Source organism: Flavobacterium croceum DSM 17960, from assembly GCF_002917885.1.
In the GTDB taxonomy this organism is placed as follows: Bacteria; Bacteroidota; Bacteroidia; order Flavobacteriales; family Flavobacteriaceae; genus Flavobacterium; species Flavobacterium croceum.
This window is the reverse complement of the sequence record NZ_PQNY01000001.1, coordinates 74,580-97,407: the sequence shown is the minus strand read 5'-3', so window position 1 is coordinate 97,407 and position 22,828 is coordinate 74,580. Positions and strand designations below refer to the sequence as shown.

General features: G+C 30.7%; 18 protein-coding genes. 11 read left to right on the top strand and 7 right to left on the bottom strand.

Translation table 11 applies throughout. The annotated features are described in order from the left end of the window. Positions 1-42 precede the first annotated feature (42 nt). On the top strand, positions 43-2,301 hold the full coding sequence (locus tag Q361_RS00500) for a helix-turn-helix domain-containing protein (protein ID WP_103724748.1): 2,259 nt from the start codon (positions 43-45) through the stop codon (positions 2,299-2,301). Here the strand turns inward: Q361_RS00500 and Q361_RS00495 are convergent. Further along, positions 2,285-2,668, bottom strand: coding sequence for a DoxX family protein (locus Q361_RS00495; protein WP_103724747.1), 384 nt, complete (start codon positions 2,666-2,668; stop codon positions 2,285-2,287). The genes Q361_RS00500 and Q361_RS00495 overlap by 17 nt on opposite strands. A gap of 4 nt (positions 2,669-2,672) precedes the next feature. Continuing rightward, complete coding sequence (locus tag Q361_RS00490; protein WP_103724944.1) at positions 2,673-3,821, bottom strand: DNA polymerase III subunit; 1,149 nt, start codon at positions 3,819-3,821, stop codon at positions 2,673-2,675. A gap of 143 nt (positions 3,822-3,964) precedes the next feature. Here Q361_RS00490 and Q361_RS00485 point away from each other — a divergent pair, with 143 nt between their 5' ends. From Q361_RS00485 to Q361_RS00465, 5 genes are all read left to right on the top strand, one after another. Then, complete coding sequence (locus tag Q361_RS00485) at positions 3,965-5,515, top strand: SPOR domain-containing protein (protein WP_103724746.1); 1,551 nt, start codon at positions 3,965-3,967, stop codon at positions 5,513-5,515. 71 nt (positions 5,516-5,586) lie between these two features. Next, positions 5,587-6,774 carry a phosphoglycerate kinase gene (locus tag Q361_RS00480; protein WP_103724745.1) on the top strand — a complete coding sequence of 396 codons (1,188 nt, stop codon included), beginning with the start codon at positions 5,587-5,589 and terminating at the stop codon, positions 6,772-6,774. A gap of 99 nt (positions 6,775-6,873) precedes the next feature. Continuing rightward, positions 6,874-9,162, top strand: a complete 2,289-nt coding sequence (locus tag Q361_RS00475) for a LysM peptidoglycan-binding domain-containing protein (protein WP_103724744.1) — start codon at positions 6,874-6,876, stop codon at positions 9,160-9,162. Between the two features lie 41 nt (positions 9,163-9,203). Next, the gene (locus tag Q361_RS00470; protein WP_103724743.1) at positions 9,204-10,214 is read left to right on the top strand and encodes a DUF4837 family protein; all 1,011 of its coding nucleotides are present in this window, start codon (positions 9,204-9,206) and stop codon (positions 10,212-10,214) included. Beyond that, entirely contained in the window at positions 10,189-10,638 is a 450-nt protein-coding gene (locus Q361_RS00465; protein ID WP_103724742.1) for a GNAT family N-acetyltransferase, read from the top strand. Before Q361_RS00470 ends, Q361_RS00465 begins: the two co-directional genes overlap by 26 nt. 5 nt (positions 10,639-10,643) lie before the next feature. Here Q361_RS00465 and Q361_RS00460 read toward each other — a convergent pair whose 3' ends face one another. Then, on the bottom strand, positions 10,644-11,462 hold the full coding sequence (locus tag Q361_RS00460) for an OmpA family protein (protein WP_103724741.1): 819 nt from the start codon (positions 11,460-11,462) through the stop codon (positions 10,644-10,646). After that, the gene (locus Q361_RS00455) at positions 11,462-13,096 is read right to left on the bottom strand and encodes a S41 family peptidase (protein WP_103724740.1); all 1,635 of its coding nucleotides are present in this window, start codon (positions 13,094-13,096) and stop codon (positions 11,462-11,464) included. Before Q361_RS00455 ends, Q361_RS00460 begins: the two co-directional genes overlap by 1 nt. 228 nt (positions 13,097-13,324) lie before the next feature. Here Q361_RS00455 and Q361_RS00450 point away from each other — a divergent pair, with 228 nt between their 5' ends. Genes Q361_RS00450 through Q361_RS00440 form a run of 3 tightly spaced genes read left to right on the top strand, consistent with a single transcriptional unit; the run spans position 13,325 to position 16,935 of the window. Then, entirely contained in the window at positions 13,325-14,641 is a 1,317-nt protein-coding gene (locus Q361_RS00450) for a phenylacetate--CoA ligase family protein (protein WP_103724739.1), read from the top strand. A gap of 4 nt (positions 14,642-14,645) precedes the next feature. Beyond that, positions 14,646-15,737 carry a non-hydrolyzing UDP-N-acetylglucosamine 2-epimerase gene (wecB, locus tag Q361_RS00445; RefSeq protein WP_103724738.1) on the top strand — a complete coding sequence of 364 codons (1,092 nt, stop codon included), beginning with the start codon at positions 14,646-14,648 and terminating at the stop codon, positions 15,735-15,737. Between the two features lies 1 nt (position 15,738). After that, positions 15,739-16,935 (top strand): glycosyltransferase family 4 protein, encoded by a 1,197-nt coding sequence (locus tag Q361_RS00440; protein ID WP_103724737.1) that lies wholly within the window; start codon positions 15,739-15,741, stop codon positions 16,933-16,935. Here Q361_RS00440 and Q361_RS00435 read toward each other — a convergent pair. The 3 genes from Q361_RS00435 to Q361_RS00425 are packed head-to-tail and all read right to left on the bottom strand — an operon-like array spanning position 16,932 to position 20,531. Next, complete coding sequence (locus tag Q361_RS00435; RefSeq protein WP_103724736.1) at positions 16,932-18,269, bottom strand: exopolysaccharide biosynthesis polyprenyl glycosylphosphotransferase; 1,338 nt, start codon at positions 18,267-18,269, stop codon at positions 16,932-16,934. The genes Q361_RS00440 and Q361_RS00435 overlap by 4 nt on opposite strands. Positions 18,270-18,273: 4 nt before the next feature. Then, complete coding sequence (locus tag Q361_RS00430) at positions 18,274-19,257, bottom strand: UDP-glucuronic acid decarboxylase family protein (RefSeq protein ID WP_103724735.1); 984 nt, start codon at positions 19,255-19,257, stop codon at positions 18,274-18,276. After that, positions 19,257-20,531, bottom strand: a complete 1,275-nt coding sequence (locus Q361_RS00425) for an O-antigen ligase family protein (protein ID WP_103724734.1) — start codon at positions 20,529-20,531, stop codon at positions 19,257-19,259. Before Q361_RS00425 ends, Q361_RS00430 begins: the two co-directional genes overlap by 1 nt. Before the next feature lie 195 nt (positions 20,532-20,726). Here Q361_RS00425 and gmd point away from each other — a divergent pair, with 195 nt between their 5' ends. Both gmd and Q361_RS00415 read left to right on the top strand, forming a co-directional pair. Continuing rightward, positions 20,727-21,782: a GDP-mannose 4,6-dehydratase gene (gene gmd, locus Q361_RS00420; protein WP_103724733.1), complete on the top strand. Its 1,056-nt coding sequence runs from the start codon at positions 20,727-20,729 to the stop codon at positions 21,780-21,782. A gap of 1 nt (position 21,783) precedes the next feature. After that, positions 21,784-22,827 (top strand): GDP-L-fucose synthase family protein, encoded by a 1,044-nt coding sequence (locus Q361_RS00415; protein WP_103724943.1) that lies wholly within the window; start codon positions 21,784-21,786, stop codon positions 22,825-22,827. The last annotated feature ends 1 nt before the right edge of the window (position 22,828 follow it).

Below are 22,828 nucleotides of genomic sequence, written 5' to 3'. Positions count from 1 at the left end.
CTTTTGTTTTGTAAATCAATAAGTTAATATAATTTGCGCCACGTGGAACCATTATCAGTAGAAGCCGAATATGTATTAAAATTTATAAACCAAACCCAACAACATGTTTTTCTTACAGGTAAAGCAGGTACTGGTAAAACAACATTGTTACATCAAATTACTGCCTCTACACACAAAAACTTTGCTGTAGTTGCTCCTACTGGCATTGCGGCACTACATGCCAAAGGTGTTACGATACACTCGTTTTTTCAGTTGCCTTTTGGTACATTTTTACCCATACATGAGTGGCCGCCCTACTCTACAGATACCAAGCTCGAAACTAAAATTACTTTGGCTAAGCATTTTAAAATGAATGCGACCAAAAAAGCAGTGATTCAGCAACTTCAATTACTTATTATAGACGAAGTGAGTATGCTTCGTCCCGATTTGCTCGATGCAATAGAGTTTATGCTTCAAAGTGTACGCAAAAACAAAAAGAGTTTTGGAGGTGTACAAGTGCTTTTTATTGGCGATTTGTTGCAGTTACCACCTGTTATTAAAGATTCTGAATGGCAAGTACTACAAAAATACTACGCAGGAAAATACTTTTTTAATGCGCAATCTATTCATAATAAATTGATATACATTGAATTAGAAAAAATATTTCGCCAAAAAGATGCGTTTTTTATAGACTTATTAAATCGGTTTCGTAACAACACGATTGTACAGCAAGATATAGATTACCTCAATAAGTATGTAAATCATTCATTTTCAATAGATAAAAACGCTGGATACATTATTCTTACCACGCATAATTATAAAGCCGATAAAATAAATCAAGAATCATTAGAAATAATAAAAGAAAAACCACAAAGCTATAAAGCTGAAATTGTTGGAGATTTTCCAGATAAAATTTTCCCTGTTGATGAGAACATTGTGTTGAAAAAAGGAGCACAAGTCATGTTTATAAAAAACGATACCAATGCTGAAAAAAGGTATTACAATGGAAAAATAGGTGTTGTTGCCAAACTCAGTCAAAACGAAATATTTGTTTATTTTGAAGATGATCAAACCACAATAGAAGTGGAAAAATACGAATGGCAAAATATAAAATACACTCTCAACCCAACTACCAAAGAGATAGAAGAAGAAACACTCGGTACGTTTGTACAATATCCATTAAAATTGGCATGGGCGATTACGGTACACAAAAGTCAAGGATTAACATTTGATAAAGCTGCGCTCGATGTATCGCAAGTTTTTCAACCAGGACAACTCTATGTGGCTTTTTCTAGACTTCGTTCGTTAGAAGGGCTTATTTTGCTTTCTAACCTACAAGTACAAGGTTTTGCTACAGATAATGATGTCATTTCTTTTTCCAATCAAAAAATACCACCACAAAGTATTGAAAGTACATTAATACAACAAACAAACACATATATTTTAGATTTTTTATTAGAATGTTTCTCGTGGAAAGAATTAGAACAACACTACAGAAATATTCGTTTTGCGAGCGATGAGGCTTCTGTAAAATTGAAACAAAAAATAGATGAGTTTGTTACAAATCAAGAAAATGCAATAAAAGAAACCGTGTTGGCTTCAGAAAATTTTCAAAAACAACTCAAAAATTTATTTTTTAAAAACGAAAAACAAGAGTATATAAATTCTAGAATAGAAGCGGCTTACCTTTACTTCTACCCTATTTTTTTAAAAATGTATGAAGAAATTGTTTACCAATTGGTAGAACTTCAAAACACCAAAAAAGCAAAAACTTGGTTTACTATGTTTTTAGAATTAGAATACGAGCTAAGCAATAGATTGTCATATCTTATTAGAGCAAAAAAAATGATGCATTTATTGCATACAAATCAAGAGCTTAACAAAAAAAGTCTACATGCCAAAGAGCTCATAGCCATAAAAGAAAACGCAAACCAAAAAGCCAAAGAAAGGTACAAAGACACTCATAAAACTTTGGTAGATTTTGACGAATTTCCAGAAAGATATCATAAAACTAAAAAGCCAAAAGAACCCAAAAAATCTACATTAGAAGAAACCTTAGAACTCTGGAAACAAAAAAAATCTATTGTAGAAATAGCTCAACATAGAAAATATTCTGTGCAAACCATTTACTCACATATTGCCAAATTGATTGCCGAATCAAAAATAGCAATACAAGAGGTTTTACCTCAAGATAGAATAGATGAATTAGAAAATCTTTTTACAAATTACAACGGAGAGTCTTTAACAGAGCTTAAAGAAAAAGCATCCAATGATGTAACATGGGACGAATTAAAACTTTACAAAGCTACCCTAACCAATTAGCTGCCAATACAGCAACAATAAAATAGATAGCAATAGTTCGAGCGCCATCATAATCTTTGGCTAAACGTTGCCCTAACAACAACATTATTAAGGTAATACACGAAATTACAGCACCATAAAAACCAAAAGTGCGTCCGCCGTTTACCAACAATTCTACACAACCTGCCAAGCAAGCTACACTTGCCAACACTTCTAGTAAAAGTATAATACCCAAAGCCATAGGCACTTGGTTTTTTAAAATTGTTTTTTCAAAATGACTTTTTAGCCAAGAAACATTATCGTTCCAAGCAAAAATTTTGTCGTAACCACTTTGAATAAAAGTGACAGCCAAAAACACCAAAACAAGTAAAGAGGCAGTATTGTGCATAATGTTATTTTTTATGAATTAATCGGGTTAATTTTATGGATAAATCGGTAAGAATAATTTTGGCATTACCATTGCGTTCTATATGATAAGACGCATCGGATATTTCTTTAAAAATTTCAAGAATATTATTTCCGTGTACAAAAGGAGCAAAATTTTCTAAGGTAAACTTTTCTACTTTGGGCTCCATATATACTAGCGAAGGCGCATTGTAATTCAAAAGTAAGGCTTGTCTAAACATTTCGGTACAAAAGCTCAAAAACTTTTTTTGAGTTTCTCTACCCAAAGCAGCTATTTGCTCACTCCAAATTATTAAATCGTGTATTGCACTTGCATTTCCTTTGGCTTTAAAAGCACTTCGAACCCAAAATACAAACCACTCTTCAAAAGGGAGTTCATCATTATTTTCTTTTACTATTTGTAATGCTTTATTATAATTACCCTGACTTTGGCGCGCAATTTTTTGAGCCACTACCCTATCTATCTGTTCACGATTTACAAGTGCTTCAACAATAATATTTTCTGGTAAAGGATTAAATTGTAATACTTGACACCGAGACAGTATAGTTTGAATAATATTTTCTACATTTTCGGTAATTAAAATAAAAACAGTTTTATCTGTAGGTTCTTCCAATAATTTAAGTAGCTTATTTGATGCGGCGATATTCATTTTATCAGCCATCCAAATAATCATAATTTTGTAACTACCTTCTAATGATTTTAATGATAAAGACTTCACTATTTCTTGAGCATCTTCTACTCGTATTTCGCCTTGTTTGTTTTGTACGCCCAAAAACTTATACCAATCAAATATACCACCATAAGGATTTTGTTGTACAAAAAGACGCCAATCGGTAAGAAAATCAAGGCTTTTGGGTTTACTTTTAACATCTTCGGTAGTAATAGTAGGATATACAAAATGTAAATCGGGATGTTGTAAATGATGAAACTTTAAATTACAAGCACTATTCTCGGTATTATTTTCGCCCAATGTATTGTTACAAATTAAATATTGAGCATATGCAATAGCCATAGCAAGAGTGCCACTACCTTCTGGACCTACAAAAAGTTGTGCATGAGGTACTCTACCTTCATCGGCACTTTTTGTAAGATGATTTTTTAAATGATCTTGCCCTAAAATTTCAGAAAAAAGCATAAGCAAAGATACAATGTTTACTATAAAAATAAAGTAAAAATACAACGGCTACCATTTTGCTCGATACAAAAATGTAAAAAAAACAAGTTTGTACGATAAAATAATTATTTTTGTAGGTTATAAACTATAATTTTTCAATACAAATGAAAAATAACTATTCAAAAATCGCAACTTTCGTTGTTTTATTAACAGGATTATTTGGGTCTGCGCAAATCAATCAAAGTTTTAAACCAAGATTTCAAAAGTTGGTACAAGGCGATATGGTTGTTATAGCCAATACCATTGTAAATAGGCAAGATAAACGTCATTCTGCAAATACCGAACTTAATGATTTGTCAAAATCTGCAGATAATAATGATGAATATAATATGCGATATATAGATGTAGATAGTGATCCTTCTACATTTTCTTCGAGTAGTGCCACCGTTAAATTTAATGATAAAAACACAAAGAGAATTATTTATGCTGCTCTTTATTGGTCGGCTACCTATAAGTCAAACGAATCAGAATTGAAATTCAATAAATATATTTTAACCGACTCAAAAAGAGAAGACTATACAAAAGTTAAAATAAAACTACCCGATACCGATAAATATGTACCTGTTTCAGGACAAGTTCTATTTGATGGATACAAAGATCCAATGACAAAAGAATATGCACCGTACACTTGTTATGCCGATATTACTCCATTGTTTACAGACTTTGCAAATTATGAAGGAGTTTATACAGTAGCCAATATTTATGCAACACAAGGAAAAGTAGCAGGCGGAGTAGCAGGTGGTTGGACTTTATTTTTGGTTTACGAAGAAGAAGAATTAACAGAAAAATTTATATCAACTTACGATGGTTTTGTAGGAGTTACAGAGCGATATACCGATGTGAAATTTTCTGGATTTAAATCGGTAATAGAAGGAGAAATAAAAGCAAAACTTGTTGCCTCAGCACTTGAAGGAGACAATAACTTAGTCGGCGATCAACTTCTTATGGCAGGTAAAAACAAGCAATTTTTTAATTTAAAAAATGCAATAAGAGAGAGCGATAACTTTTTCAACGGAACCATTACTATAGAAGACGATTTCTTAAACGGAAGAACACCAAATAGTACAAATACTTTAGGATACGACATGTGTTTACTTAGTATTCCAAATATCAACAATAATTTGATTGATAATGCTACATCGCAATTAACTTTAAGATTACAATCTAACGGCGATAGATATTTTATGTTTTTTACCGCATTTAATGTAGAAGTTTCTCCGCCACGACCTATTATTTATACAGAAAGTGAGATTATTGCAAAAAAAGCAGCTCTAAATGCTTCAACAACATTGCCAAATGTAGCAGTAAATACAACGCCTATTACAAAAAACAAAACAACAGATAACGCAGATAATACTGAAGTAAAAACGCCACCAACTCCAGCTCCAGATAGAGATAGAACACTGGTGTCAAACGCAATACCAAAAGGGTTTTATCTTGTTGCCAATGTTTTTGCGGTGCCCGAAAACGCTATAAAATTTGCAGAATCATTAAAACAAAAAGGAATACCCGCAAAATATGTTGTAAATCCAGAAACAAAGTACCACTACGTTTACTTAAATTATTCTACCAACGAAGAACAAATACGAGCCCTTAAAAAGAGCGGGTTTAACAATAAGTATTCCGATTATTTGTGGTTGCTTATTGTAAAATAGTTTAAAACTGATTTTTCTCATTAAAACCAATTTTAGAAACGTAATATCTTTGTATTACTATATTATTAAAAATGAAAACAATAGACCAATTTAATTTTAAAGATAAAAAAGCATTAATTCGAGTAGATTTTAACGTTCCTTTGGACGAAAACTTTCATGTAACCGATGCCAACCGTATAGAAGCAGCAAAACCTACTATAGACAAAATTTTAGCCGATGGAGGCAGTGTTATTTTAATGTCGCATTTGGGTAGACCAAAAGGAAAAGAACAAAAATATTCTTTAAAATATATAGTAAACAAAACATCAGAAGTACTTGGAGTACCTGTGCTTTTTGCAGAAGATTGTATTGGAGAAGTAGCTCAAAACGCTGCCCACAATCTTAAACCTGGGCAAGTATTACTTTTGGAAAACCTTAGATTTTATGCAGAAGAAGAGGCTGGCGATGTTAATTTTTCTAAAGAATTAGCTTCATTGGGCAATATTTATGTAAATGATGCGTTTGGAACAGCACATAGAGCACATGCTTCTACAACAATCATTGCGCAGTTTTTCCCAGAAAACAAATGTTTTGGATACCTATTGGCAAAAGAAATAGAGAGCCTAAACAAAGTACTAAAAAATTCTGAAAAACCTGTAACTGCTATTTTAGGAGGATCGAAAGTATCATCAAAAATTACGGTAATTGAGAATATTCTAGACAAAGTAGACCACATGATTATTGGTGGAGGAATGACTTTTACATTTATAAAAGCATTAGGCGGAGAAATAGGTGAGTCTATTTGCGAATTAGACAAATTAGACTTGGCATTAGAAATTCTTCACAAAGCCAAAGAGAAAAATGTACACATTCATTTACCAGTAGATGTAGTAGCTGCCAATGAATTTTCAAACAATGCCCAAACACAAATAGTAGATGTACGCCATATACCAACTGGCTGGCAAGGACTTGATGCGGGTCCGAAGTCGCTAGAAAACTTCAAAGAAATCATTATGCAGTCTAGAACTATATTGTGGAACGGACCTGTAGGTGTATTTGAAATGGAAAATTTTGCTCACGGTACTATTACATTGGGCGAATATATAGCAGAGGCAACAAAAAATGGAGCTTTTTCGCTAGTTGGAGGAGGAGATTCTGTAGCCGCAGTAAAACAATTTGGACTAGAACCAAAAATGAGTTACGTGTCTACCGGAGGAGGAGCTATGCTAGAAATGCTAGAAGGGAAAACCCTACCTGGAATAGCAGCTATTTTGGCATAACTTTAGTTTTAACAAATATTAAACATAATTTTTCCCACATATAAATTATGTTTGTAACATACTTAACCTACTGATTGATAATATATTGATAAATTCACTATGACATTAAAAAATAAATTTACTGCAATCTGCATTGTGGCAACTGCATTTTTGAATGCCCAAGAAATTGTAAAAGACAAAGACTCTTTGGTAAAACCAGAAGTTAAAATATCGTTTCTAGATTCGATAAAAAAGACTTTTGTAAACGACGAAATGGCCTCGTGTGTAGACAGTTTATGGGCAAAAGAAATGGTATCTTTGGATAGTTATGACCAAATGATTACCGATATTAAAAATGTAAATGTAGATCAAAAGGTAGATTATGAACTTCCTACAGAATTACTTAAAGAACGTCTTAAAAAATTAGACGAGAAATCGCCTTTTAATATCGAGTATAATGAAGGTTTAGAAAACGTAATAAAATCATTTTTAAAAAACCGTAAAAAGACCTTTGAAAGGTTAATGGGAATTTCTCAATTTTATTTTCCAATTTTTGAAGAAGAATTAGCAAAAAACAACATACCACTAGAAATAAAATACCTTGCAGTGGTAGAATCTGCCTTAAACCCCAAAGCAGTTTCAAGAGTAGGAGCTACGGGTTTGTGGCAATTTATGTATCAAACAGGCAAACAATACGGCCTTAACATTAGCTCTTATGTAGACGAACGCAGTGATCCGCTTAAAGCCAGTTCGGCTGCTTCAGAATATATGAAAAATATGTTCAAAATATTTGGCGATTGGGATTTGGTTTTAGCTTCTTACAACTCAGGTCCTGGAAATGTTTCAAAAGCTATTCGTAGATCGGGTGGTTACCAAAATTATTGGAACATAAGAAAACATTTACCCAAAGAAACACAAGGATATCTTCCTGCTTTTTTAGCCACAATGTATATTTTTGAATACCATAAAGAGCATGGAATTGTGCCTAATAAAGCGATAGCCAATCATTTTGCTACAGATACTATTATGGTAAAACGCCACATGTCTTTTAAACAAATATCAGATTTATTAGACATATCAGTAGATGAGTTAAAATTTTACAATCCATCGTATAAAAGACAAGAAGTACCTTATATTTCTGGAGAACAAAACTTTATTCGTTTACCAAAATCAAAAGTTGCGGTTTTCACTTCTAATGAAGATAAAATATATGCGTATGTAGATTATGAAGAGAAAAACCGCGAAAAGCCATTTGCTATTGCAAAAACTACATCAAACAAATCGATAGACACGCTCGAAAAACCAGAAACAGATAAAGAATTTGTTACCCGATATAAGTTTCATAAAGTAAAAAGAGGAGAAAACATCTATGATGTCGCTTTAAAATATGGAGTTACAGCCAATAATATAAGAGATTGGAATAACCTAAAGGGCAGTAAGGTATCGAGAGGAAAAACATTAAAAATTGTTACTACAGAACGAATTGCCTATAAGCAAAACAAAAAAGAAAAATCAGAAACGACAGATATAGCCTCTGTAGAAAATCCAACTTCCAAAGTTGCTAAAACATATAAGCTAGAAAAAGTAACTACAAATAAACAAGTTACAAAATACCATAAAGTAAAACGAGGAGACAATCTTTCGGAAATTGCATCAAAATACGATGTAGATGTTTCAGAAATTAAAAAATGGAATAAAATAAAAGGCAATAATTTAATTGCTGGAAAAAGTTTAAAAATTGTAAAAACAGAGCAAGTAACCAAAACGATTAAAAAAGAGGTTTTGGTGCCTAGTATAGATAATAACGACGAGCAACCAATAGCAAATGTTGATAAAAAGTCTAAAAAAGCTACTAAAAACGATACCGTTTCTGAGAACTATTATATTGTTGCCAAAGGAGAAAATTTGTTTTCGATAGCCAAAAAGCATCATGTTACCGTTGAGGATTTAAAAGAATGGAATAATCTATTTAACACAGATGTAAAAGCTGGAACTCAACTTGTAATATCTGGAGAGTCTACCACCAAAAAAGAACAAGAAATTGCTGCTAAGTCAGATTTTAAAGAAATAGAATATACTGTTGCGCAAGGAGATAATTTGAGTAGTATTGCCAAAAAACACAATACCACTATAGATAAACTAAAAGAGTTAAACAATCTAGATGATAACGTAATCAAATTAGGCCAAACTCTCGTTGTTTCAAAAGAACCTGTAACCAAAACAAAAACTAAGAAAGATAAGTATTTAGCAGATAATAATAAACCAACTATTTATCAAGTACGAAAAGGAGATACTTTACTTAGTATTTCAAAAAAATTTCCAGGTGTAACGATTGCCGACATAAAAAAATGGAATAAAATCAAAAATGAAAAAATAAAACCAGGAATGAAACTGAAAATAAACAGTTAATTTCTAAAAATCTTACTTAAATTTGAGCTTTATTTATCACTATGAATAAAGCTCAATTTTTTTTTATTCTTACCCTTATCTTATTCTTTTCTTCTTGTAACAAAAAAGAAAAAAACAACAGAACTGTATACACAAAACACAACGAAATAGCCGTAATAATTGATGATGAACTTTGGAATGGAGAAATAGGAGATACGTTGCGCAATAAATTTGCTGGGCCTATACTTGGGTTACCACAAGAAGAACCCTTGTTTACCATAAACCAATACCCAGTAAAATTGCTCGAAGGATTTATGAGTAATAACCGAAACATTATCCTTATAAAAAAAGAAAGCAAAAGCCGTTTTGATTTAGTAGAAAACGAATTTGCCAAACCACAACTTGTATTTCATATTTCTGGAGAAACCGTAAAAGAACTTTTAGACTCTATACAAGCCAACGACTCATTAATTATTGATAGAATAAAAAGCTTAGAAATATCAAAATACCAACAAGAATTAAAAAATGATACACTTTTAAAAAACCAAAAATTAAAAAACAAATACCGAATACTACTAGATATACCTGCTAAGTATAAATTGGTTTTAAAAACCAAAAATTTTCTTTGGTTTAAAAAAGAAATTACCAGCGGAAACTTAAGTTTAATAGTATATCAATTACCATATACATCAATTAAACAAAATAATAATGCCATAAAACGCATTGTAAAAATACGAGACTCTATAAACGGAAGGTTTATACGTGGAGCAATTTCAAACACAAAAATGGTAACCGAATCGGCATTTTCGCCTTATTTTTCAAAAATAGAAATTGCCGGCAGAAAAACTTACGAAACCAAAGGAAGTTGGGAAATGCAAAACGATTACATGAACGGCCCTTTTATAAATTATTGCATTTTTGATGATAAAAATCAAAGAATATTGGTGTTGGAAGGGTTTTGCTATGCTCCTTCAAAACAAAAACGCGACTTAATGTTTGAGTTGGAAGCAATAATCAAATCGATACAATTTTTAAAACCAAACAAAAGTGGAAAATCTAAATTGGCAAATTAAGCAATTTAACGAGCTTTCTACAACCCAAACATATCAAATACTAGCTTTGCGTAGTTTGGTGTTTGTAGTAGAGCAAAATTGTGTTTATCAAGATATAGACAACAAAGATCAAAAAGCTTTTCATCTATTTTGTACAGAAAACAATCAAATAATTGCTTATGCTAGATTGTTTAAAGCGGGCGATTATTTTAACGAAGCCTCAATAGGTAGGGTAGTGGTGCACCCAAATTATAGAGGAAAAAACACTGGGCACGAATTGATGCAACAAGCTATACTATTGTGCGAGAATATTTTGCACGAAACCAAAATCACAATATCGGCGCAACAATATTTAAAGAAATTTTACGAAACACATGGTTTTGTTCAAACCAGTGCCATGTATCTGGAAGATGATATTCCGCATATACAAATGCAGAAAGGCTAATATCCTTAAATTTTAGTTATAACAATTTCTACTCGTCTATCATATTCAGGTTCTCTACCCAAAGGACGTGTGTTGCCATAGCCTTTAAAAGTCATTCTTTTTTTATCTACACGTCTAAAAGATAAATATTTATATACCGCCTGCGCTCTATTTGTAGAGAGTTGTCTTTTTTTGGTATCTTTATCTATAGCTTCTTTGTAATATGATGGAGTACAGCAAACATGACCTTGAATTTCAAATTCTAAATTTTTATACCTTTGAAACAACAATGCCATTTTATCTAAATCGTTTTTTGCTTTGGTGGTAAGTTTACTACTTCCTTTTTCAAACAAAACATCTTCTAGTAAAATACGATCGCCAATTACATGATTTTTTTGTACAGTGCTATATACACCAGGCATAATGAGTTTGGGTAGTGGTTTTAAATTAATAACCACGTCTACACGTCTGTTTTTAGAGCGTTTTTCGGGTAAGTTTTCTACAATATCATCATCAATTAAAATACGCCCCTTACCTTCAATCGTTACAATAATTTTACTTTTTATACCGTTGCTTATTAAATGGTCTTTAATGGTATTAGCTCTTTTTGTCGAAAGTTTAAAGTTGTAGTCGTCTTTACCTATATCATCTGTATATCCAAATATTTGCACCGATTCTATACGGGTAGAATCGGTAGCTTGTACAAATTTTAGTAAATCTTTTTGTTGCGTGTCATCTACATTAAATTTATCAAATTCGAAGTAAACAGAACGTACAATTTCTTCTTGTGCATGTAACACATTAAAGAACAAAAGTAAGGCTAGTATTTGGAGAAATCGAGGCATTATTTTTTCAGTATTTTGTTGTATTCTGTAGCATTTGAAAGTAGGGTAGTAGCTTTGAGTATTTCGGCATTGTTTTTAATGTAGTATTGATACAACCCTTCTTTATACTGATAGCGTTTAATGAGTTCATCTACCAATAAGCGTTTGATTTCTTTTTGATTTTTGTCTAAAAGAGTTTCTTCACTTTTTTGTAAAGCCACCAATAATTGATCGTATTGTAGCTTAATAGTTTCGTCTATTTTTTCTTTTTTAGCTTTTTCTAAAGTTGCTTTAAGCGCCACTTCTGTTTCTGTATCAAAATTAATATTTTCTTTTTTCAGAAAATTTTTAAAATCTGCAAAATCAGCGTCTGTAACAGTAGGAATTTTATCGCCTACATTAGGGTTTTTAAAATAATATTGGGTAGCATAATTAAAAATACCATCATTTTTTTGCAAAGCTTGTGCTATAGGGCTCAACTTTGTTTCTTCCAATTCTACATCAGGTTGTATACCGCCACCGTCGTAAACTGTTCTTCCGTTTTTGGTTTTAAAAGCATTGTATTTAGCAGCATCGGTTTTTTGGGCTTTACCATCTTTATCTTTTTTGGTATAATCGTAGGCTTGTATACATCTGCCAGCAGGAGTGTAGTATCGAGAAATGGTAACTTTTACTTGAGTGTTGTAAGTCATATCAAAAGGACGTTGTACCAATCCTTTTCCAAAACTTCGGCTTCCTAATACAACAGCTCTGTCCAAATCTTGTAAAGCTCCCGATACAATTTCTGATGCTGAAGCACTTTTTCCATCAACAATAACTACAAGAGGAATTTCGGTATCAATAGGTTCTTTTATTGTCTTGTAGGTAATATTGTATTTTTCGTTTTTAGATTTGGTAGTTACAATAACTTCTCCTTTTGGCACAAATAAATTACAAATATTTACCGCTTCGTGTAGCAACCCACCAGGATTTCCTCTTAAGTCTAAAATAATTTTTTCTGCTCCTTGACTTTTTAATTTTTCTAAAGCATCTCTTGTTTCTGTAGAGGCTTTGTTGTTGAATTTTTCTAGAACAATATACCCTGTTTTATCATCTATTTTTGAAAAGAACGGAACTGCTTTTACATCTACTTCATCTAAAATTAATTGCGTGGTTAAGGTTTTACCTTGTCTTACATACACAATATTTACTTTGGTGTTTTTGGCACCTTTTAATAGTTCGGAAGCATCTTCTTTATAATCTGCCAATTTTACATCATTAATTTGTATAATGGCATCACCAGCTTTAAGCCCTGCTTTGTCTGCAGGAAAACCTTTGTACGGCTCTTTGATAATGAGTTTATCTTCTTTTCTGGTAATCATAGCACCAATACCTGTATACTCACCAGTATTGTTGATGCGAAATTTTATAACATCTTCTTCATTAAAATAGTTGGTATAAGGGTCTAAATCGGCAAGCATACTTTTAATGGCCTTATCCATCAATTCTGACGGATTGGTTTCATCTACATAGTTTTGATTTACCGTTTTAAATAATGTTGTAAAGATTTCTATCTGTTTGGCTATTTCAAAAAAATCATCTTTAAAACTTACGCCTACAAACATAAACCCAGCCGCAAAAGCAGTAAGCCAATAACGTTTTTTTATCAATTTCATATATTTCTATTTATTTTTTAATGCTATTATATGGTATCTATGATTTTGGGTTTTGATTCCAAAAAATCATTTGGGCACTAAAGTAGTAAATATAATGTGAGGTTTATATAAAAAAACTTTAAAAAAATAGGGTTTACAAAGCACAAAACCTAGTTGAATATTTAGGAGTGTTTATTTTTTACTAGCTTTGTAGAGCTTTTTTACAAATCTACACAACAAACGCTTTACATGAAAATTTCTTTATTTACTCAAATTTTACAACGTAAAGGATTTCCTGTAAACCAAGCCAGCATTTTACTCAAACAACAACAAATTCAAGAGCACAATTATGCAGCTTTTCTTGAAAAAAAGAAAGCCGAAATTGTACGCTATCATAGCAAAGAAAATGCGAATTATAAACATTTTATAGGCAATACAAACATTTCGGAATGGAACAACATTCCTATAATGACCAAAAAAGATTTCCAAAAGCCATTGTCTTTAAGGCTATCCAACGGATATTCTAAAAACAATGTGTATATAAACAAAACTTCGGGTTCAAGTGGTGATCCATTTTTTTTTGCCAAAGATAAGTTTTGTCATGCTTTAACGTGGGCAAATATTATAGATAAATTTGGTGCTAATGGTATAGATTTTAATAAATCTTTCCAAGCACGATTTTATGGAATACCACTCGATTTTAAAGGGAATTTAAAAGAACGAATTAAAGATTTTTTTAGCAATCGCTATCGTTTTTCTGTTTTTGATTTATCGGATGCTTACTTAGAAAAAGTATTAAAAAAATTTAGTGTAAAAAAGTTTGATTACATCAACGGATATACTTCTTCTATAGTTCAATTTGCCAAATATTTAAACAAAAAAAACATTGTTTTAAAAGATGTCTGCCCTACGCTAAAATGTTGTATTGTTACTTCTGAAATGCTTTTTGAAGAAGACAAAATACTACTCGAAACACAATTTGGCGTTTGTGTAATAAACGAATACGGCGCATCGGAACTCGACTTAATTGCTTTTCAAAACCCAAATGGGGAATGGCAAGTTAATACCGAAACACTTTTTGTAGAAATTGTTGATGAAAAAGGAAATGTATTGCCCAATGGAGAAGAAGGCAGAATTGTAATTACTTCTTTGTACAACAAAGCCCACCCATTTATTCGTTATGATATTGGCGATATGGGCATACTAGACGAAAAGAGCACCGCAAAAAACACTTTTTTGAAAAAGCTTACAGGTAGAACCAATGATATAGCCGTATTACCAAGCGGAAAAAAAGCAGCAGGACTCACATTTTACTACATTACCAAAAGCATTATTGAAGACACAGGAAATGTAAAAGAGTTTGTAATAAAACAAACGAAAATAGATAATTTTGAAATCGAGTATGTAAGCGAACGTGAGTTAAATGCTTCTCAAGTTATTGAAATTGAAAAAGCTATGACAAATTATTTGGAAAAAGGATTAAAAATATATTTTCATAGAAAAGAAAAACTTACCCGAAGCCCAAGTGGAAAATTAAAACAATTTACATCATTAGTTAAACAATAAAGATATGAAAATCACTATAGTTGCAGGAGCTAGACCAAACTTTATTAAAATTGCACCTATCATAAAAGCCATTCAACAACAACAACAGTGTAATGAAAATATTCATTACAGACTTATACATACGGGTCAGCATTACGATAAAAACTTAAGTGATACTTTTTTTGAAGAATTAAATATTCCGAAACCAGATGCCAATTTGGAAGTAAAAAGTGGTTCGCAAGCAGTACAAACAGCAGCGATTATGGTTGCTTTTGAAAAAGAATTACAAGAGAACCCTACAGATTTAGTTTTGGTGGTAGGCGATGTAAACTCTACTATGGCATGTGCCATAACCGCAAAAAAAGCCCATATAAAAGTAGCTCACGTAGAAGCAGGAATACGATCGGGAGATATTACCATGCCAGAAGAAATAAATAGAATTGTTACCGATAGTATATCCGATTATTATTTTACTACATCGTTATGGGCAGGAGAAAACTTACTCAAACAAGGCGCATTACCCTCGCAAATACACTTTGTAGGCAATGTGATGATTGATACGCTTTATCAAAATCAAAACAAATTTAGTAAACCTACATTTTGGGATACATTAGCATTACAACCTCAAAATTACGTGGTACTTACCCTGCATAGACCTTCGAATGTTGATGAAGAAAATGGATTAATTACTTTATTACAAGGAATAGAAAGCATAATTAGTGATAAAAAAATAATTTTTCCTGTTCACCCACGTACAAAGGCAATTTTGGGAGAAAAAACAGTAGGGTTGAAAAATATTATTTTTGTAGAACCTCAAAGCTATTTAAACTTCATGTTTCTTATTCAGCATAGTTTTGCTGTAATTACAGATTCTGGCGGAATTACAGAAGAAACAACAGTTTTAGGAATACCTTGTTTTACTATGCGAACAAGTACCGAAAGGCCAGAAACAGTTTCAATAGGAACCAATTATTTAATAGGAACCACAATACATGAGTTACAAAAAACATATTCTAATTTTATTACAAACGGATTAAAAACTCACAGTATACCAGAACTTTGGGACGGAAAAACATCAGAAAGAATTATTAATATTTTGATGAAAATGCCAATATAAAATGGAAAAAATACTTATAGTTTCTAATTATTACCCACCCGAAAAAGGAGCTGCTGCCAATAGAATAGAACAACTGGCTTTAAAATTGCATCAAAATAAGTATGAAGTAACCGTTTTATGCCCGTTGGCAAATTATCCTAAAGGAGAATTGTTTAAAGAATACAAAGGCAAAATTTCTGTAATAGAAAATAGGGGAGGAATTACAGTAAAACGCTTGTGGGTTTATCCTAGTGTAAGCAAGAACATTCTTATTAGAGTAATATCTGTTATGTCGTTTGTATTGGGTTTGTTTTTTTATTTGTTGTTTAAAAAAACACCACAAAAAGTAGTAATACAATCGCCACCATTATTAGTATCTTTTCTATCTATTTTGGTACTTTCTTTCAAAAAGAAAAAGATTATTTTAAATATTTCTGATTTATGGCCACTTGCCGCAATTGAACTCAAAGCATTAAAAGAAAATTCTATTTCTCATAAAGTTTCTCTTTTTTTTGAAAAGTATATTTACAAAAAGGCAACGGTTGTTTTGGCACAATCGCACGAAATTGTAAATCATGTAAAAACAATAGTTTCTCACAAAACATGTTATTTATATCGAAATTTTCCAGAGCATAGTCATTCACAAGTACAAACAACAAGCGCAAATACTCAAGAAGCAGATAAACCTATTAAAATATTCTACGCAGGATTATTGGGTATAGCGCAAGGCATAGCCGAATTATGTAAAAAAATCGATTTAAGCCACTTAAATGTCGAATGGCATATATTTGGCGATGGTGCCGAAAAAAACGAAATACTGGCTTTTATTGAAGCAAATACTGCATCAAAAATTGTTTTTCATGGTATGATTGAGAGACATAAACTTCACGATATGTTAAAAGACTTTGATATTGCCCTTGTTCCATTAAAAACACGTATTTATGGCTCTGTTCCTTCCAAAATATTTGAATATGCGGCATTAGGCTTTCCAATTTTGTATTTTGGTGGAGGCGAAGGAGAAGACATTGTAAACAAACATAAATTGGGTTGGGTTGTACCTGTAGAAAATTATGTACAGTTCAACGTACAACTTAGAGAAATTTCTCTGTTGGATAGGCAAGAATTTTCTCAAATAAAAAAAGATGTTTTTGATACAGCAAAAAACAATTTTAATCTACAAACACAAGTAAAAAACTTAATTGAAAGCGATGTGTTTTAATACGCTTTTTCTTCTCCTTTAAAAATATTAACAACCGTTTGAATAATAATTTTAATGTCGAGTAAAAAAGACCAATTTTCTATATAATAAACATCATAGTTTATTCGGTTAATCATATCATTATCGGTTTCTATTTCGCCTCGATATCCTCTTACTTGTGCTAAACCTGTAATACCAGGTTTTACATAATGACGCATCATGTAACGGTCTATTTTTTTACCATATACTTTATTTTGTGTCCATAGATGAGGTCTAGGCCCTACAATAGACATATCTCCAAATAAAACATTAAAAAACTGAGGCAATTCATCAATACTCGTTTTTCTTATAAATTTTCCTATTTTGGTTACTCTAGGGTCATTTCTAGATGCTTCTTTTTCTGTAGTTTGGTTAATTTTCATAGACCTAAATTTATAGCAAAAAAATTCTTTTTCGTCAAAACCAGGACGACTTTGTTTGAAAAAGACAGGACCCTTAGATTCTAGTTTTATCAAAATTGCCATAATAGGTATAAACCAAGAAAGGAGTAGTATAATGACTAATAATGAAAATATTAAATCAAAGGTCCTTTTAAATCCTGCAATTATTGGGTCTTGTAAAAATGACTTTTGTAGGCTAAAGATGGGAATAAAAGAGTAATATTCTATTTTGTAGTCGTATGATAATAAATCTTTGTTTTCAGGAACATATTTTATATCTATTAAATGAATTTCTGCTATTTTTTTAATCGATTTTATAAATTCTTTTGAAGTTTTGTTTAGAGATATATAAAATTCTTTAATATTTTCCTCATTATTTCCATCAATTATACCTTCAGTATTAATTTCGTGAATGTTTGTATAATATTTAACGACATTATAACCGTATTGTTGATTTTTTTTTAATAATGAATATAAGTTATTTGTATTTTCTCCATTTCCAAATAAAATAACATTAACATAATTTCTTTTAAAAACACTTCTATAAAATTTTAATAAAAAAAATTTAACTAAATCAATCGTTAAAATTATCAGAAAACAATATAAAACATAATTTGCTATTCTAAAAGACTTTATACTGTCAAAATAAAAACCTGAGAAAGCATAACATAATATTGAAAAATAGACAAATTGTTTAATGTTTTTAATTATAATAGCGAATGGTTTTATAAATCTGTAAACTTTATAATAGTTTAAATTTATACTTAATACAATCCAAGATATACTTATAAAAAAATAGAAATATTTTATGCTAAAATCTAACGGCAAGATTATTTTGACAAGAAAAATTAAAATACTAATATCTATACAAACAGATATTGGAATTATTAATTTAGAATAATTCTTATTTAACATAAAGTTATTTTATATAATTCGAAAAATCTTTGTGTTCTTCTTTTAGTAATTCTTCAGACGATAATGATTTGAAATACTCATAGGTAAGTTTCATTCCTTCTGCTCTAGAAACTTTGGCTTCCCAACCAAGTATTTCTTTTGCTTTTGTGGTATCTGGTTGGCGTTGTAATGGATCGTTTATTGGTAGGGGTTTATACACTACTTTTTGCTGAGTGCCCGTTAGTTTTATAATTTCTTCTGCAAAATCTTTAATTGTTATTTCATCAGGATTTCCAATGTTTACAGGCAAATGATAATCGGAATGTAAGAGTCTAAATATTCCTTCTACTTGATCGGAAACATAGCAAAAAGAACGGGTTTGACTTCCATCACCAAAAATGGTTAAATCTTCACCGCGTAACGCTTGCCCTATAAAAGCAGGAATTACTCGACCATCGTTAAGGCGCATTCTTGGTCCGTAAGTATTAAATATACGCACAATTCTAGTTTCCAAACCATGAAAAGTATGGTATGCCATTGTGATAGATTCTTGAAATCGTTTAGCCTCATCGTAAACACCACGTGGTCCTATTGTATTTACATTGCCGTAATAATCTTCTGTTTGAGGGTGTACCAAAGGATCTCCATAAATTTCTGATGTTGAAGCAATAAGAATTCTTGCTTTTTTTACTCGAGCCAATCCTAGTAGATTGTGCGTGCCAAGAGAACCAACTTTTAAGGTTTGTATTGGGATTTTTAAATAATCTATTGGGCTTGCTGGCGAAGCAAAATGCAATATATAATCTATATTGCCAGGCACATGTACAAATTTTGTAACATCATGATGATAAAACTCAAAATGCTCCAATTTAAATAAATGTTCTATGTTTTTTAAGTCACCAGTAATTAAATTATCCATTCCAATTACATGGTAACCTTCATTAATAAATCGATCGCAAAGATGCGAGCCTAAAAACCCAGCCGCACCTGTTATAAGAATTCTTTTCATTATTCTTTTAAATTTTTATTTTTATAAACATTGAATATACAATAAAATGAAACAAAAAACATTATTCCTCTTTGTCTTATTAGAAATACTTCTGTAAGAAAAAATACAAGCATCATAAATGCAAATGCTAGATGTAGGAAAGATTGCTTTTGAATCGCATTATAAACATTAAAAAACACCATTAAAACAACTATTATTAATCCTATTAAACCTAACTCTGCAAAAGACTGTACATATTGATTATGAAAATTAAAATAATTTTGGTTCAAAAACACATTATATTTCAAATATTTTTCATGCAACAAAAGATCAGTATTATTTATACCAAGTCCTCTAAACCACTCCTTTTTTTTATTCATTATTTCCTTGAAAAGTCTAATATGGAAAACTCTATATGCTGTTCCTGGAAAAAATTGATTTTTTTTAAAACTTTTATTATAATACGCATCTTTTAAAGATACATTATATGTCTTTTGTTTTGTATTACTGTATAAATCATTTATTGTGTTATCAACAAAAGCAGTCTCGTATTCTTCAAGAACTCTTTTGTTTACTTGTGGAACAAAATAGCAAGAAAAAAGTATAAATAGAAATCCACATACAAAAGTTAAAACACGAACGGATTTATTTTTCTTTGAGAAGAAAAAATAATATATAATTGATAATAATATATCAATAAAAATCACCGTTTTAGAAGAAAGTAAAAAAATAAAAAATAATAAAAAAACTAAAGATATTCTGTCTAAAATAGTTTTGTTGTTTTTTGAATAAAAATAAAACATTGCTATAGACGCATAAACAGAGACATAAATTGCATTTTGATCTATACCAACAAGTTTTTGAAAAAAAAATAATTCTCTATCTTTTGTAAGTAAAAAGCAATAAAAGGCATTTAAAATAAAATATAGTGCCACTAAAAGAAAACTAAAACTATAGTGTTTCAAGACAGTTTTAATATCTACCTCTTTAACAAAAGAAGCATTTAAAAAAAACAAAGGAATTACTAAAAAAGGAATGTTTTTTTTAATTCCAAAAAAAAGATTCTCATTTTGAAATAATAAACACAGAATCAATACTAAAATAAAATAAGATATTGGTAGAAAAAGATAGAAGTTAAAACAAAATATAAAATTATCTCTATAATAATATATATAGAAAATTGAAAATAAAATAAGTGAAATACTATTTATTATAAAAGGAAAGGGGATTGTAAACAGCATTGAATTGAACAATACTAGTAATATATCTTTCTTTTTTAAATTCAAAATATTCATGAATGATTATAATAAATACCTCTGTTTTTTGCAAATGTAACGATAATTTTATCAGAATAAAACCACGCCACTTTAAAGAAGCTAATTATAACATGGAAAATGATTTAGAGTCTTATATTTGCAAAATCTTAAAGAGATTTTAATATATTTATCTATGTATTAAGAATCTTAATCACTTGAAAAACATTACATGAAATGAAAATTGCTTTAATTACAGGAATAAATGGACAAGACGGTTCATATTTGGCAGAATTTTTATTAAAAAAAGATTATGAAGTACACGGTATAATAAGACGAAGTTCTTCATTTAACACGCATCGTATTGAGCACTTGTATATAGACTCTCTGATACAAGATTTACACAACAAACGTAAAATACAATTGCATTATGGTGATATGACTGACTCTACTAACTTAATAAGACTTGTACAACAAATAAAGCCAGATGAAATTTATAATCTTGCAGCACAATCACATGTAAAAGTATCATTTGAATTGCCTGAATATACAGCGGAAACTGATGCTGTTGGAACATTGCGATTACTTGAAGCAATAAGAATATGTGGATTAGAGAAAAAAACTAGAATTTACCAAGCTTCAACATCAGAACTTTATGGTAGAGTACAAGAAATACCTCAAACCGAAACAACTCCTTTTTATCCTCGTTCTCCTTATGGGGTAGCAAAAATTTATGCATTCTGGATTACTAAAAATTATAGAGAATCCTATAATATCTATGCAGTAAACGGAATTTTATTTAATCATGAGTCTGAAAGAAGAGGAGAAACTTTTGTTACCAGAAAAATTTCTTTAGCGGTTGCAAGGATTAAACATGGCTTACAAGAGAAGCTTTATCTTGGAAATTTAAACTCTTTGAGAGATTGGGGTTATGCAAAAGATTATGTAGAATGTATGTGGCTTATACTTCAACAAGAGCGTCCCGAAGATTATGTTATTGCAACAGGTGAACAACATTCTGTTAGAGAATTTTGTGAATTAGCATTTAGAGAAATTGGTATTTCTCTTATTTGGGAAGGAACCAATGAAAACGAAAAAGGAATTTGTAAAGAAACTGGGAAAGTTTTGATTGAAGTTGATAAAAACTATTATAGACCAGCTGAAGTTGAAACTCTTTTAGGAAATCCTGCTAAAGCAAAAAATCAATTAGGGTGGAATCCTACAAGAACATCGTTTGAAGAACTTGTGAAAATTATGGTTCAACATGATTTAGAATATGTTATTAAAAAATAGTATGGAAAAATCGTCTAAAATATTTGTTGCAGGTCACAATGGGTTAGTAGGAAGTGCTATTGTTAAAAATTTAAATCAAAAAGGTTTTACTAATATTATCACCAAAACTCGTGGCGAGCTTAATTTAACAAATACAACAGATGTAAATAATTTTTTTGAAACAGAAAAACCTGAATATATCTTTTTAGCAGCAGCCAAAGTAGGCGGTATAATTGCTAATAATGTTTATCGTGCCGATTTCATATATGAAAATTTGATGATTCAAAACAATGTTATTCATCAAAGTTATGTTCATGATGTAAAGAAACTTTTGTTTTTAGGAAGTACCTGTATTTATCCTAAAAATTGTCCGCAACCCATGAAAGAAGAATATCTATTAACTGATGAATTGGAATATACCAATGAGCCTTATGCTATTGCGAAAATTTCGGGTATAAAAATGTGTGAAAGCTATAACATACAGTATAACACCAATTTTATTTCGGTGATGCCTACCAATTTGTATGGACCAAATGATAATTTTGATTTAGAAAAATCACATGTTTTACCTGCTTTATTACGAAAAGTACACTTGGCAAAATTACTTTCTGAAAATAATACTAAAGCATTGCTTTTGGATTTGAAAGTAAATTCTATTGAAGAAGCAAACATAATCTTGGAAAAACACAAGATTTCTAAAAACTCGGTAGAAATTTGGGGAAGTGGTGCGCCAATGAGAGAATTTCTTTGGTCTGAAGATATGGCTGATGCTTGTGTTTTTATTATGGAAAATAGAGATTTCACCGATTGTTATACTAACCCAAGAAACATTAAAAATACACACATAAATATTGGGACAGGAAAAGATATTTCTATAAAAGATTTAGCTTATCTAATAAAAGATATTGTAGGTTACAAAGGTGATTTTGTTTTTAATACTGAAAAGCCCGATGGAACACTTAAAAAACTTACTGATTGTACTAAATTAAACAGTTTAGGTTGGAAACATAAAATCGAATTGGCTGATGGTATTGAAAAAATGTATCGATGGTATTTGGAAAAATAAA

Coding starts and splice junctions, on each gene's coding strand:
- Q361_RS00495 (WP_103724747.1), bottom strand. CDS start 2,668: ATGCACAATACTGCCTCTTTACTTGTTTTGGTGTTTTTGGCTGTCACT.
- Q361_RS00440 (WP_103724737.1), top strand. CDS start 15,739: ATGGAAAAAATACTTATAGTTTCTAATTATTACCCACCCGAAAAAGGA.
- Q361_RS00480 (WP_103724745.1), top strand. CDS start 5,587: ATGAAAACAATAGACCAATTTAATTTTAAAGATAAAAAAGCATTAATT.
- Q361_RS00460 (WP_103724741.1), bottom strand. CDS start 11,462: ATGCCTCGATTTCTCCAAATACTAGCCTTACTTTTGTTCTTTAATGTG.
- Q361_RS00430 (WP_103724735.1), bottom strand. CDS start 19,257: ATGAAAAGAATTCTTATAACAGGTGCGGCTGGGTTTTTAGGCTCGCAT.
- Q361_RS00485 (WP_103724746.1), top strand. CDS start 3,965: ATGAAAAATAACTATTCAAAAATCGCAACTTTCGTTGTTTTATTAACA.
- Q361_RS00455 (WP_103724740.1), bottom strand. CDS start 13,096: ATGAAATTGATAAAAAAACGTTATTGGCTTACTGCTTTTGCGGCTGGG.
- wecB (WP_103724738.1), top strand. CDS start 14,646: ATGAAAATCACTATAGTTGCAGGAGCTAGACCAAACTTTATTAAAATT.
- Q361_RS00475 (WP_103724744.1), top strand. CDS start 6,874: ATGACATTAAAAAATAAATTTACTGCAATCTGCATTGTGGCAACTGCA.
- Q361_RS00450 (WP_103724739.1), top strand. CDS start 13,325: ATGAAAATTTCTTTATTTACTCAAATTTTACAACGTAAAGGATTTCCT.
- Q361_RS00435 (WP_103724736.1), bottom strand. CDS start 18,269: ATGTTAAATAAGAATTATTCTAAATTAATAATTCCAATATCTGTTTGT.
- Q361_RS00415 (WP_103724943.1), top strand. CDS start 21,784: ATGGAAAAATCGTCTAAAATATTTGTTGCAGGTCACAATGGGTTAGTA.
- Q361_RS00490 (WP_103724944.1), bottom strand. CDS start 3,821: ATGCTTTTTTCTGAAATTTTAGGGCAAGATCATTTAAAAAATCATCTT.
- Q361_RS00425 (WP_103724734.1), bottom strand. CDS start 20,531: ATGAATATTTTGAATTTAAAAAAGAAAGATATATTACTAGTATTGTTC.
- gmd (WP_103724733.1), top strand. CDS start 20,727: ATGAAAATTGCTTTAATTACAGGAATAAATGGACAAGACGGTTCATAT.
- Q361_RS00470 (WP_103724743.1), top strand. CDS start 9,204: ATGAATAAAGCTCAATTTTTTTTTATTCTTACCCTTATCTTATTCTTT.